This window comes from Kribbella sp. NBC_00709 (assembly GCF_036226565.1).
In the GTDB taxonomy this organism is placed as follows: Bacteria; Actinomycetota; Actinomycetes; order Propionibacteriales; family Kribbellaceae; genus Kribbella.
The window spans coordinates 8463422-8476261 of sequence record NZ_CP108996.1; the positions used below are offsets into that span (position 1 = coordinate 8463422).

General features: G+C 66.6%; 12 protein-coding genes. 9 read left to right on the plus strand and 3 right to left on the minus strand.

All coding sequences use genetic code 11. The features are described 5' to 3' along the window. Window positions 1-72 precede the first annotated feature (72 nt). The gene (locus OHA18_RS41165; protein WP_329000837.1) at window positions 73-546 is read left to right on the plus strand and encodes a MarR family winged helix-turn-helix transcriptional regulator; all 474 of its coding nucleotides are present in this window, start codon (window positions 73-75) and stop codon (window positions 544-546) included. A 381-nt stretch (window positions 547-927) separates the two neighbouring features. Here the strand turns inward: OHA18_RS41165 and OHA18_RS41170 are convergent, their stop codons facing one another. Further along, window positions 928-1470, minus strand: a complete 543-nt coding sequence (locus tag OHA18_RS41170) for a MarR family winged helix-turn-helix transcriptional regulator (protein ID WP_329000838.1) — start codon at window positions 1468-1470, stop codon at window positions 928-930. 123 nt (window positions 1471-1593) lie between these two features. After that, window positions 1594-2052: a hemerythrin domain-containing protein gene (locus OHA18_RS41175; protein WP_329000839.1), complete on the minus strand. Its 459-nt coding sequence runs from the start codon at window positions 2050-2052 to the stop codon at window positions 1594-1596. 277 nt (window positions 2053-2329) lie between these two features. On the opposite strand from OHA18_RS41175, the gene OHA18_RS41180 reads away from it, so the two are divergent. The 8 genes from OHA18_RS41180 to OHA18_RS41215 all read left to right on the plus strand — a co-directional run bounded on the left by OHA18_RS41180 (window position 2330) and on the right by OHA18_RS41215 (window position 12238). After that, a complete protein-coding gene (locus OHA18_RS41180) occupies window positions 2330-4123 on the plus strand; it encodes a thiamine pyrophosphate-requiring protein (protein WP_329000840.1) in 1794 nt (597 codons plus the stop codon). Window positions 4124-4176: 53 nt separating this feature from the next. Beyond that, the gene (locus tag OHA18_RS41185; RefSeq protein WP_329000841.1) at window positions 4177-5280 is read left to right on the plus strand and encodes an enolase C-terminal domain-like protein; all 1104 of its coding nucleotides are present in this window, start codon (window positions 4177-4179) and stop codon (window positions 5278-5280) included. A gap of 46 nt (window positions 5281-5326) precedes the next feature. Next, window positions 5327-5764: a hypothetical protein gene (locus tag OHA18_RS41190; RefSeq protein WP_329000842.1), complete on the plus strand. Its 438-nt coding sequence runs from the start codon at window positions 5327-5329 to the stop codon at window positions 5762-5764. A gap of 5 nt (window positions 5765-5769) precedes the next feature. Further along, window positions 5770-6513 carry a gluconate 2-dehydrogenase subunit 3 family protein gene (locus OHA18_RS41195; protein WP_329000843.1) on the plus strand — a complete coding sequence of 248 codons (744 nt, stop codon included), beginning with the start codon at window positions 5770-5772 and terminating at the stop codon, window positions 6511-6513. After that, window positions 6513-8225 (plus strand): GMC family oxidoreductase, encoded by a 1713-nt coding sequence (locus OHA18_RS41200; RefSeq protein ID WP_329000844.1) that lies wholly within the window; start codon window positions 6513-6515, stop codon window positions 8223-8225. Before OHA18_RS41195 ends, OHA18_RS41200 begins: the two co-directional genes overlap by 1 nt. Further along, window positions 8222-10015, plus strand: a complete 1794-nt coding sequence (locus tag OHA18_RS41205) for a glycoside hydrolase family 15 protein (protein WP_329000845.1) — start codon at window positions 8222-8224, stop codon at window positions 10013-10015. Before OHA18_RS41200 ends, OHA18_RS41205 begins: the two co-directional genes overlap by 4 nt. Further along, on the plus strand, window positions 10012-11019 hold the full coding sequence (locus tag OHA18_RS41210; RefSeq protein ID WP_329000846.1) for an SDR family oxidoreductase: 1008 nt from the start codon (window positions 10012-10014) through the stop codon (window positions 11017-11019). The genes OHA18_RS41205 and OHA18_RS41210 overlap by 4 nt, the downstream gene beginning before the upstream one ends. Window positions 11020-11836: 817 nt before the next feature. Further along, window positions 11837-12238: a VOC family protein gene (locus tag OHA18_RS41215; protein WP_329000847.1), complete on the plus strand. Its 402-nt coding sequence runs from the start codon at window positions 11837-11839 to the stop codon at window positions 12236-12238. A 67-nt stretch (window positions 12239-12305) separates the two neighbouring features. On the opposite strand, the gene OHA18_RS41220 is transcribed toward OHA18_RS41215, so the two are convergent. Then, on the minus strand, window positions 12306-12821 hold the full coding sequence (locus OHA18_RS41220) for a cupin domain-containing protein (protein ID WP_329000848.1): 516 nt from the start codon (window positions 12819-12821) through the stop codon (window positions 12306-12308). Window positions 12822-12840: the final 19 nt, after the last annotated feature.

The window sequence follows — 12840 nt, forward strand, 5'->3', positions numbered from 1 at the left end:
CCCTCGCACCAGATGCAGAGAGGATACTTGCATTATGCAATCCTTAGTCAGGGCAATTCAACCGGAGGCGGCATGACGGGCGATGACTTGGACGATCTGGTCGGTGCGGTGCTGACTGCATCCCGGGTGCTGGTCGGTGTGTCCGTTCGATCACTGGCCGAGATCGACGAAACCGTGACATTGACCCAGTTCCGCACTCTTGTGGTACTACAGACTCACGGGCCTAGCCGGCTCAATCGGCTGGCAGAGCGTCTCGGCGTCACCCCGTCGACCGCTCTGCGCATGGTCGATCGCCTGATCGCCGCCGACCTGGTCGAGCGCCGCGAGAACGAGCGGGACCGCCGCGAGGTGGTGATCGAACTGACCAGCGATGGCCGCTCCATGGTCGACCGCGTGACAGCGTCCCGCCGGACCGCAATCGAAGAGATCGTCCGGACGATGCCGGCCACTCGCCGCAGAGAACTCGTGCGCGCCCTGAACGCCTTCGCCCGCGCGGCTGACGAACCGGTCGTCGTGACCGCGGCCGAATCCCACCGCGGCTGGTGACTACCGCCCCTCTGCAGTCGCCTCGAGCAGGCGGCTCAATTCTCACGGTGGAGCGATTCGATCTATCGCCAACGGCGTCCGAGTAGCCACCGAGGAAAACCCGAGCGAGGGCTACCTGCGTAACGCCGTCAACACTCGCGCAACCCCGCCACAACGACGGTGAGCACGGGGATCAACCAGGTCGTGAACGCCCAGAACACCACCGCGAGTCCCGCAAATCAGCCCGCCGGGTCGCCGCCACCATCGGCGCATCGGCCATCTCGACGATGTGTGCGCCCACTAGGAAGGTGGTGGCCAGCGCGACCCACTGCGGCGAACTCAACTCATCCGGACCGAAGGCGTGCAGCATCAGCCGCAACGACACGCATATTCCGGCCTCGGTCAGCGTTTCTTGGACGGTAGTTCCGCACCCACTCTCGTGGTCCAGCCCAGTTTCCAGGCGTCGTCGAGAGGCTGCTCGCCTGCGCCGCGACCGAAAGCCCTCATTGCTGTTGCCAGCGCGGATCGACGGCTCGGCGGGACCTGAGCGAGCACCTCGGCGATCGCCGCGCGCCGGGTCGCGGTGACCGAATCGATCAGGCGAGCTCCATCGTCGGTCAGTGCCAGCAGGAGACTACGGCGATCCGTTGACGAGCTCCGTCGCTCGAGCAGTCCGGCCGATACAAGCCGGTCACAGATCCTGGTCGCGTTGGACGGATGGATCTGCATCGCCTGTGCGAGCGTGTTCAGGTTCAGGTTCCCACGGCTGGCGACCAACATCAGCGCCCGCAGCTGCGGCAGAGTGACCACCTGTTCCACGGTCGCGACCGACTGTGCCGTGACCCCTATCAACGCCTGTGACGCCAGCATCACGGCGTCGACCTGCTCGGCCGTCACCGCCGGCGCCGACGTCGCCCGCCGCGAGTTTGAGGCCTGGGGACCCATGCGGTGATTATGTCCGAGCTGTTGCGGGAGCGCAATTATTGCGGCAACAATTGCTGTTCAGCAACTATCGCGCAGTTCACCCTCTGCCACGCATCCGCCCGGCACGAAGGGCCACAAAGCTGCTCAGGAACTGAGCTTGAACTCCACTCGGTCCGCTTGGAGTCGCTCGCTGAACGTCTCGCCCGGCCGTGCGTCGCGTACGGCGAGACCTTGCACCCGCGAAAGAGCGTGCTGCATCCGTGCTAGCTGCGTTTCGTCGACGGCGCCTTCGAGCTTGGGAAGTTCCTGATGTTCCTCGGCCTCAGCGTGGGCGACGACCGCTGCGCGCAACTGGTCGAACACAGTCAGGAAGTCGGTGGCGTCAGTTCCGAGCCGCTCCAGGTTCGCGATCATCTTGCCGGTCTCATCCTCCTCGTTGACTCGTTCCTCGACGATCGAGGCATCTTCGGGTCGATCGTGCGCGACAGTGGAATGAATGCACTCTTCCTCTGCAGCTTCGTGCGCCGCAAGGAATCTGCAGAGGAGGCTGAAGGTCGCCGCGCGTTCCGAATCCTCGCTGTCGGCAACGGCCTCCATCAACATCTTGTGATGTGACTGTGCTGGTTGGTAAGGACTGAGGTCAGTTCATCCAGCGAGCCGGCCATAAGTGCCTCCTTCGGCAGATCTCCTCGACGATTGACCACCCCCGGTACCCACCTGAACTTCCCGAAAAACCTTCCATGCTTCGCGATCCGGTGATGCTTGCGCTATCGCAACAGTTGCGCTTCTATGGGAGTTATCCCGATGTCTCCGGACTCGCGCGGCGTACTGGCGTTTTGTCCGCTGCGGCTTCCGTCCGCCAATTGGAGGAGGACAACTGATGGCCGTTCAAACCGTTGCCGACTACGTGCTGGAACGCTTGCGTGCGTGGGAGGTCGAGCACGTCTTCGCCTTTCCGGGCGACGGGATCAACGGCATCCTGGCGGCCTGGGGACGGGCGGGTAACAAGCCACAGTTCGTTCAGTCCCGGCACGAGGAGATGAGCGCGTTCGAAGCAGTCGGCTACGCCAAGTTCACCGGCCGCGTCGGCGTTTGCATGGCGACGTCGGGCCCCGGCGCGATCCACCTGCTGAACGGGCTGTACGACGCGAAGCTCGACCACGTGCCGGTCGTCGCGATCGTTGGACAGACCAATCGCAGCGCGATGGGCGGCTCGTATCAGCAGGAGGTCGACCTGCTGAGCCTGTTCAAGGACGTGGCCAGCGACTACGTACAGATGGCCACCGTCCCAGAGCAGTTGCCGAACGTGCTGGACCGGGCGATGCGTACGGCGGCTGCGCGGCGCGCGCCGACGGCCATCATCATCCCGGCAGATGTTCAGGAGTTGGAGTACTCGGCCCCTACCCATGCATTCAAGATGGTGCCTTCCAGCCTCGGCATAGACTGGGCAACGCCAGTCGCCGAAGGTGACGCGGTCCGCCGGGCCGCGGACATCCTGAATGCCGGCTCCAAGGTTGCGATCCTGGCCGGCTCGGGGGCGCGTGAAGCGCGGGCCGAGGTCGAGCAGGTCGCCGAGCTGCTCGGTGCGGGCGTGGCGAAGGCGCTGCTGGGTAAGGACGTGCTGTCCGACGGACTGCCCTATGTCACCGGCTCGATCGGTCTGCTGGGCACGCGACCGAGCTACGAGATGATGCGCGGATGCGACACGCTGCTCACGGTCGGTTCGAGTTTCCCGTACACGCAGTTCATGCCCGACTTCGATCAGGCTCGGGCGGTGCAGATCGATCTCGATCCAGGCCTCATCGGTATGCGTTATCCATACGAGATCAATCTGGTGGGCGACGCGAAAACAACCTTGCGGGCGTTGATTCCGCTGCTGGAGCGCAAGGACGACCGAGCCTGGCGCGAAGACATCGAGTCGCAGGTCACCCGCTGGTGGGAGACGATGGCGATGGAGGCGATGGTCGAGGCCGATCCGATCAACCCGATGCGGTTGTTCTCGGAGTTGAGCAACCGCCTGCCCGATGACGCGATCGTGACAGCCGACTCCGGCTCGTCGGCGAACTGGTACGCCCGGCAGCTGCGGTTCCGCGGCTCGATGCGCGGCTCCCTGTCGGGAAACCTGGCGACGATGGGACCCGGAGTTCCCTACGGGATCGGCGCCAAGTTCGCCTGCCCGGATCGGCCGGTGATCGTGTTCGCCGGTGACGGTGCGATGCAGATGAACGGCATGGCCGAACTGATCACGATCAAGCACTACTGGCAGCAGTGGGCAGACCCGCGGCTGATCGTCGCCGTGCTGCACAACGACGACCTCAACCAGGTCACTTGGGAGCTGCGGGCCATGTCCGGAGCGCCGAAGTTCGTCGAGTCGCAGTCCCTGCCTGATGTCGACTTCGCCGGCTTCGCGGCCAGCCTGGGTCTGCAGGCGATCGCGGTAGACGACCCCGAGCAGCTCGGATCCGCCTGGGACCGCGCCCTGACCGCCGACCGGCCTACCCTGCTCGACGTCCGATGCGATCCGAACGTCCCGCCGATCCCGCCACACGCGACGTTCGAGCAGACGAAGGACGCCGCGAAAGCAATGCTCGCAGGGGACGAGAACCGGTGGGGCGTGATGAAGGAAGGCGTGAAGACGAAACTCCAGGAGTTCCTCCCGCACAAGGACAGCTGAGCAGGCCATGACCGGATTCATCTCCGGAATGCGACGACCTCCCAGCGGGCATCATGATTGACGCAGCGGTCGACGCGATTGACGTGGCCGTGTACGCAATTCCGACCGACGCTCCCGAGGCCGACGGCACCATCGCCTGGGACAACACCACGATGGTGATGGTCCGAGCCCGATCAGGGCGAACCGTCGGCACCGGTTGGACTTACGGCTCGCCTGCCTGTGCCCCTGTAGTCACCGGCCAACTGGCCGGGATCGTGCAAGGCCGCGACGCGCTCGATGTCGGCGGAGCCTTCGACGCGATAGTCAAGGCCGTCAGGAACGCCGGCCGACCGGGCGCGATCGGCTATGCGATCTCCGCGGTCGACGTCTCCCTGTGGGATCTCAAGGCCCGCCTTCTCGAGGTGCCCCTGCACAAACTGCTCGGCGCCGTGCACGACGAGGTACCGGTCTACGGCAGCGGCGGATTCACCACCTACGACGAGGATCAGCTCCGCGACCAACTCAGTCATTGGGTGCAGGAGCAACGAATCCCCCGCGTGAAGATCAAGATCGGCGAGTCGTGGGGCCGCAACCCCCGGCGCGATCTCGACCGGATGCAGCAGGCACGGAGTCTGGTCGGCGACGAGACGGAACTGTTCGTCGACGCCAACGGCGGCTACAGCCGCAAGCAGGCCATCCGGATGATGCATGCGGCCGAGGATCTCGATATTGCGTGGCTCGAAGAACCAGTCTCGTCGGACGATCTGCAAGGGCTGCGGGAGGTCCGGGACGCGGTGCTGCCCGACGTGACGGCCGGCGAATATGGCTACGACCTCTATTACTTCGCCCGGATGTGCCAAGCCGGTGCCATCGACTGTCTGCAGGCCGATGTGTCTCGCTGTGGCGGCATTACCGAGTGGCTCCGGGTGGCCGCGGTCGCAGCGTCCCACGGGCTCGACATCTCCGGACACTGCGGCCCACACCTGCACGCACATGTTGCAGCCGCAACTGCGAACCTTCGGCATCTGGAGTGGTTCCACGACCACGTCCGGATCGAATCGATGTTCTTCGACGGCACCCTCGACCCAGCCGGCGGCACCATCCGCCCCGACCCGACGTCCCCCGGCCTCGGACTCACCCTGCGCCAAGCCGACGTCGAACGGTACCGGGTCCGATGAGCTCCAAGCCAAGCGTCAGCAACCGAAACAGTCACCAGGAGGAACCATGGCGGTAGAGGATCTGTTGGACCGCGCGGTGCGCAACGTCGAGCAGGGCCGATTCGAACGGTCGCTGTCCGGCTTGACCGCAGTCGCGGCTCTGGTCACCGGCGCTGAGGTCTATCTCGAGCACTACAAAGCCAGCTTCGGCAACAAGTGGATGTGGAGCCCGATCCTGCTCACACCCCCGCTGGTGGTGGCCGGCATCGGCGGGGTGTTCTCCAAGCGCTGGGCCAAGACCGCCCTGCCTGTCACCGCGGGCCTGTACGCCGCGAACGGACTCCTCGGCGAGTACTTCCACGCTCGCGGAGTCGCCCGCAAACCGGGCGGCTGGCGCCTCGCCTCGTACAACCTGCCGATGGGACCGCCGATCTCAGCACCAGGTCTGATGGCCATGGTCGGAGGGATGGGACTCCTCGCCGCCATCCTCCGCCGCGAAAAGTAGGCGACATGGCAGACGTCTCGCGCCCGGACCACCTCCCGAATCGCCGTGGCGGCCAACCGCCGCCACCGTCATGGCTGCCACGGCAACGCCGCGGAACAACTCCGCAGATGATCGGCCGCTACCCCGACTTCGATGTGTTCGACGCGAAGCACAGCTGGGACGCTGCCACCGCCAAGGTCGTCCTGGCCCGACTCGAACCAGCCGGACCGCTGCGGTTCTTCACCCCCGAGGAAGAGCCGACGCTCCGCGCGTTCTGCGACACCATCCTGGCCCAGGACAGCGAGCCGCGGATCCCCGTCGCCGAGATGGTCGACGACAAGCTCGCCGACGGCCGCCTCGACGGTTACCAGTACGCCGACATGCCCGACGACCGCGACACCTGGCGGCTGGTCCTAGCCGGTCTCGACCACTCCACGAACCACGATTACCGCGTCTCATTCACCCGGTGCACCACGAAACAGCGCGAGATCATCGTCGACGCCTTCGCACACGCAACGCTCAACGGTGGTCCCTGGGAGAAGCTGAACGTCCGCCGTGCCTGGTCGGTCGTGATGAGAGCGGCGTTGGCGGCGTTCTACTCCCATCCGTGGGCCTGGAACGAGATCGGCTTCGGCGGACCGGCGTACCCACGGGGCTACCTGCGCCTTGGCGGACCCGGGGGCGGCGGCGCCGGTGTCCGGGAACCGTTCGAGAAGCCTGGAGCCACCGATCGGGATCCGGTCCGCGACGTCGAGCAGGAGCAGAGCTGATGGCAGGCTTCTGGCGCGGTCTTGTGAAGGGATCGGTGGGTCCGCGAGACAACGATTCGCGGTTTCTGCTCGACGTACACCGTCGCGACCTGCCCGGCGAGGCGACCATGCGCCGGTACGACGACAGCGACGAGGTCGACCTGGTCATCGTCGGCGCCGGCGCCGGCGGATCGGTCCTGGCCCAGCGCCTCGCCCGAGCCGGGTGGTCGGTCGTGATCATCGAGGCCGGACCCTTCTGGCATCCTGACGAGGACTGGGTCTCCGACGAGGCCGGCTCGCATCCCTTGTACTGGACCCAGAAACGCATCATCGGCGGCGACGATCCGATCGAGCTCGGCAAGAACAACTCCGGTCGCGGTGTCGGCGGCTCGATGGTGCACTACGCCGGCTACACACCTCGTTTCCATCCGAGCGACTTCTCCACCTGGAGCGAGGACGCGGTGGGCGCGGACTGGCCGATCGGCTACCAGGATCTGCGCCCGCACTACGAACTTCTCGAACGTGAACTCCCGGTCGCGGGACAGAATTGGCCGTGGGGCTATCCCCACCGTTATCCGTTCTCGCCGCACCCGGTGTCCGGCGCGGCTGCGAAGTTACGTGCGGGCGCGCTGGCCTGCGGGATCCAGATGCGGGTCGGGCCGGTGGGGATCGTCAACGGCACCTTCGGCAACCGACCGCATTGCATCTACCGCGGCTACTGCCTGCAGGGATGCAAGGTCAACGCCAAGGCCAGCCCGTTCGTCACCCACCTGCCCGACGCCCTCTCCCACGCCGTCGAGATCAGAGCGAACTGCATGGCGCTCCGGGTCGAGCTCGACGACGACACCGGCCGCGCCCGAGGCGTGGTCTACGCCCACGAGAGCGACGGTACCCATCGGCTGCAGCGGGCCCGGTTCGTCGCGGTGGCCGGCTACTCGATCGAGACGCCCCGGCTCCTGCTCAACTCCACCAGCCGACGATTCCCCCACGGCCTGTGCAACAACGAGGACCAAGTCGGACGCTACGTCATGGTGCAAGGCGCCAGCCAGACCGCGGGACGCTGGCCCGAAGAACTCCGCATGTACAAGGCGCCGCCGCCGGAGATCTCGAGCGAGCAGTTCTACGAAACCGACACCAGCCGGGGATTCGCCCGCGGATTCTCCATCCAGACCGTGTCCCCGCTACCCATCGGCTGGGCCGAGCACGTCCTGGCCGACGGCCACTGGGGACCGGCACTGCGCGAGTACATGCGCGACTACAACCACTGGGCCACCATCGGCGTCCTCAACGAACTCCTCCCGCACGCCGACAACCGAATCACCCTGGCCGCCGAGACCGACCCGTACAGCCAACCGATCGCCCGCATGGACTACACCCTGTCCGCCAACGACAAGGCCAACATCGCCTACTCCACCAAGATCATCACCGACATCCTGCACGCCGCCGACACCCAAGACGTCCTGACCATCCAGCGATTCGCCCATCTCATCGGCGGCGCGCGGATGGGCAGCTCACCGGACACCTCCGTCGTCGACGCGAACCAACGATCCTGGGCCGTGCCGAATCTGTTCCTGGCCGACGGATCCGTCTGCCCGACCCAGGGCAGCGCCAACCCGGCACTGACGATCATGGCACTCGCATCCCGCCTCGCCGAACGCATGGCCAACGGCGCAGCCATGGACGACGACCCGATGGCACGCGCCGGATACGACCACGAACGGAAGGGTCCATGAGCCGCACCGAAATGACGAGCCAGGTGGCTCCGCATGTGCTCCGGGAGTATGCGCTCCTCGCCGACGGCGAACGCGGCGCCCTGATCGGTCCACGTGGCGACATCGCCTGGATGTGCGCCCCGCGATGGGACTCCGACGGCGTCTTCGCCACCCTCATCGGTGGCATCGGCGCGTATGCGGTCACGCCGGTCGGCCGGTTCGTATGGGGCGGCCACTACGAGGACGGCAGCCTGATCTGGCGATCGCGCTGGGTCACCGAGACCGGCATCATCGAATGTCGCGAAGCACTGGCCTTCCCCGGGGACCCGCACGCCGCGGTCATCCTCCGGCGGATCATCGCGGTTGAGGGAGACGCACAGCTCGACGTCGTGCTGGAACCTGTTGCCGGGTTCGGTCGCTACCACCTGCGCGACCTGCACCGCGACTCGGACGGGCGCTGGCGCGGACGCGTCGGTGATCTGCGCATGCGGTGGGCCGGTGCCGACGGCGCCGAGGTCATCGACCGTGGGCGCGGGGGGCGGCGCCTCGCCACCCGGATCACCGTTGCCGAAGGCAATTATCACGACCTGGCCTTTGAGCTCGCCGAAACCAACCTGGACGAGCCGATCGACGTCGACCGAGAGTGGCGACGCACCGAGAGCGCCTGGCAGGACGCCGTACCGGAGCTCGGCCAGACAGTTGCCCCGCGCGATGCCCGTCACGCCTACGCCGTCCTGCGCGGGCTGACGAGTTCCGGCGGCGGCATGGTCGCGGCAGCGACGATGGGGCTGCCCGAACGCGCCGAGCAAGGCCGCAACTACGACTACCGCTACGTCTGGATCCGTGACCAGTGCTACGCCGGGCAGGCCGCCGCCGTCGACGGCCCCCACCCACTGCTCGACGACGCCGTCGCGTTCGTGTCGCAGCGGCTGCTCGAGGACGGCCCGAACCTGGCGCCGGCCTACACCACGACCGCGCAGCGGGTGCCCGACCAGCGCCAACTCGACCTGCCGGGCTACCCGGGCGGCACCGACATCGTCGGCAACCACGTCAACGCCCAGTTCCAGCTCGACGTGTTCGGCGAATCCCTCTTGCTGCTCGCCGCAGCCGCCCGCCACGACCACCTCGACTCCGATCACCACCAGGCCATCGAGATCGCGGTACAGGCTATCGTCGCGCGCTGGCACGAACCCGACGCCGGCTTGTGGGAGCTCGACAACCAACGGTGGACACATTCGCGGCTGATCTGCGCCGCCGGACTCCGCGCCATCGCGGCTGCCGGCGCACCGGCTACGGATGCGGCCGGCTGGAGCGCCCTGGCCGACAAGATCGTCGCGGACGCCGGCATCGACTGCCTGCATCCGTCGGGGCGCTGGCAGCGCTCCCCCACCGACCCACGCATCGACAGCGCGCTCCTGCTCCCGGCGATCCGCGGCGCGGTACCCGCCGACGATGCCCGCAGCCTGGCGACCGTTCGGGCCGTCCGGGACGAGCTGGCGGATGACGGCTACGTCTACCGATTCCGGCAAGACTCCCGGCCGCTCGGCGAGGCCGAAGGAGCCTTCGGGCTCTGCGGATTCCTGATGGCACTGGCCGACCACCAACTCGGCGACACCGTCTCAGCCACCCGATGGTTCGAACGCAACCGGGCAGCATGCGGCCCACCTGGCCTGTTCAGCGAGGAATACGACATCTCCCAGCGGCAAATGCGCGGCAACCTACCGCAAGCCTTTGTCCACGCACTCCTGCTGGAAACCGCCAGCCGGCTCACCACTCCGTGGCAAGAGCACCCATCAGAAAGGCAGACATGAAACACCAGCAGGTCGTCGTCATCACCGGGGCCAGCGCCGGCATCGCCCGCGCCACCGCCCACCTCTACGGTCTCCGCGGAGCACACGTAGCCCTGCTCGCCCGCGGCCAGGCCGGACTCGACGGCGCCGTCCTCGACGTCGAGAAGGCCGGCGGGAAAGCTCTGGCCATTCCCACCGACGTCGCCGACCATGCTCAGCTCGAAGCAGCCGCCACCCAGATCGAGAACACCCTCGGCCCGATCGATATCTGGATCAACGTCGCCTTCACCTCGGTGTTCGCACCACTGCACCAGATCGAACCCGCCGAGTTCCGTCGCGTCACCGAGGTCAGCTACCTCGGCTATGTCTACGGCACCATGGCCGCCCTCTCACGGATGCGCACCCGCAACCGAGGAACCATCGTTCAAGTCGGATCCGCACTCGGGGCACGCAGCATTCCGCTGCAGTCGGCGTACTGCGGCGCGAAACACGCGATCAACGGGTTCACGGAATCGCTGCGGACCGAACTGATGCACGACCACAGCGACATCAACGTGACCGTCGTACAGATGCCCGCCGTGAACACGCCGCAGTTCTCCTGGGTCCTGTCGCGACTGCCCAATCATCCGCAGCCGGTGCCACCGATCTACCAACCCGAAGTCGCCGCTCGCGGGGTCGTGTACGCCGCGGACCACCCACAACGCAAGCAGTACTGGGTCGGCGCGAGCACCGTCGCGACCCTGGTCGGACAGAAGATCGCTCCGGCGCTCCTGGATCGCTACCTGGCCCGAACAGGCTTCGAAGCCCAGCAAACCGGCGAGAAGGTCGGACCGGACCGGCCCCACAACCTCTGGGAACCCGTCGACGGCCGGTCCGGTCACGATCACGGCTCACACGGTGTGTTCGACAAGCGATCCCACTCCCGTGGGGCTCAGTTGTGGTTCTCCCACCACGCCCGGGCCATGACGGCCGCCGGCGCGGCCGCAGCGATCGGTGCCGCAGCGACCTGGCTACGCCGCAAATGAACCGCTTCGCCGCCATCCGAGCAAGCTACGGAACCCTGCTACTAGTCATCCCTGGTCCCCTGATCAGGCACTCGACTGGGTTCCGCGCAGACCGGACGACCCGGATGATGGCGCGGCTCCTCGGCGCGCGACATGTCGCTCAGGCGCTGGCAACCCTCGGTGCACCGAGCCCGGTTGCCCTTGCGTTGGGCGCCGAGGCAGATCTCGCCCATTCCCTGTCGATGCTGGGCCTCGCCGTCCTCGAGCGGAACCGGCGACGCACAGCCCTCACTGACGCGGCGATCGCCGGATCGTTCGCGCTCACCAACGCGATACTCACCTGGCACACCGCGCGGCGGCCTCCACCCATCGGTGCCGCCAGTCCAAGGCTGCGTGAAAGACGTGACGCGGTCGCCGCCGCGGCCGCACGCTGGGTGCTGCCGGCCGGTGTCAGGCGACACTTAAACGCTAGGTGCACCAGATGAAATTCCAACCCGCCGGCTGAAGTTGGCAGGGAGGCCTGAGGCGAAGAGAACGCGGTGTCCGAAGACCTCGCGAACGCGCTCGGCTAGGAGCCAGATCACGGCAGGAACCGACGTACGGCTCCAGTGGTCGCGGCCGGCGCTCAGGCGCTGGCATCACGTCCAGCCTTCCCCGGTGGCTCGGCGACGGCAGCCAAATCGATCGATGTGACAGCAGAGACTGCGAGACCTGTTGACGGCCCGGGGTCGTATTGTCAGCCGTAGAGCACCGCACGTGAGAACTGCCGGCATGAGGTGCCCGCCGGCGACAAGCGATGGGTGGTACACAGTGGCAACCGTGCGTTACATCGTGAACGATGTCGACGAGTCGATCGCGTTCTAGCCGGCATCTCGGGTTCGAGGAGCGGATGCACCCGGCACCGCCGTTCGCGATGCTGACCAGGGACGACCTGCGGTTGCTGATCGTCTCCCCCGTCGGCACCGACCATCCAGGCGGAGGCTCGCGACAGCTCCTTGATGGGACCATCCAGGAGCCAGGCGGATGGAACCGCTTCGCGCTCGAGGTCGCGGATATCGAGAGCGCGGTCGAGACGCTACGCAACGACGGCGTGAGATTGCGTACCAATGTCATCACCGGCATCGGCGGAAAGCAGGCCCTCGTCGAGGACCCGTCGGGCAACCTCGTCGAACTGTTCGAGCCGATCATCCCCGAGGCCTTCGAGCATCAGACCGGCAGCCATCGCGACGATGCCCGGTGACACCGCGGACTGGTCGACAGCTGGGGTGGTCCGGCGACCGCACGCAGATGCCGCGCTGAGCCGAGGATCAGTGCAAGGCAACGGTGAGTAACAGCACGGACGGCTCTAGAGCTTCGACGACATGGCGTTGCGGCGGTAAGGCGACCAGATCACCTGGACCGAGCTCGGCGGCCGAGCCCCCGGCTTGGACCACAATTCGACCCTGCAGACACAGCAGGGACGCATCCCCGGGACTCTTGTGCTCGCCCAGCGCTCTGCCCGCGGCGAGTGCCATCAGTGTCTGCCGGAGCCGAGCACCGGGCCTGCTGTAGACCGTGACCGAGCTGCGCCCGCTGTCCGCGGACAAGGCCTTCCCGAGTTGGTCAGCGGCCACCTCGTTCATTGACGCAACGTCCATCAACCGATCATCGCACGGCCGGCAGATGCTGGTAACGCGCTGGCCGATGTGATCGGTCGGCTGACGATCGTCGGCTTCGCCGTCAAAGGGCTGGTGGAGCTCGCGATCATCGGGATCGTCGTGTTCCTGGGGCACCGGCGCCCGCGGATTCGCCCGCCGCAAGAAAAGCCAGCCGTCGACCAGCATCGATCGTCCAGAATGTTGC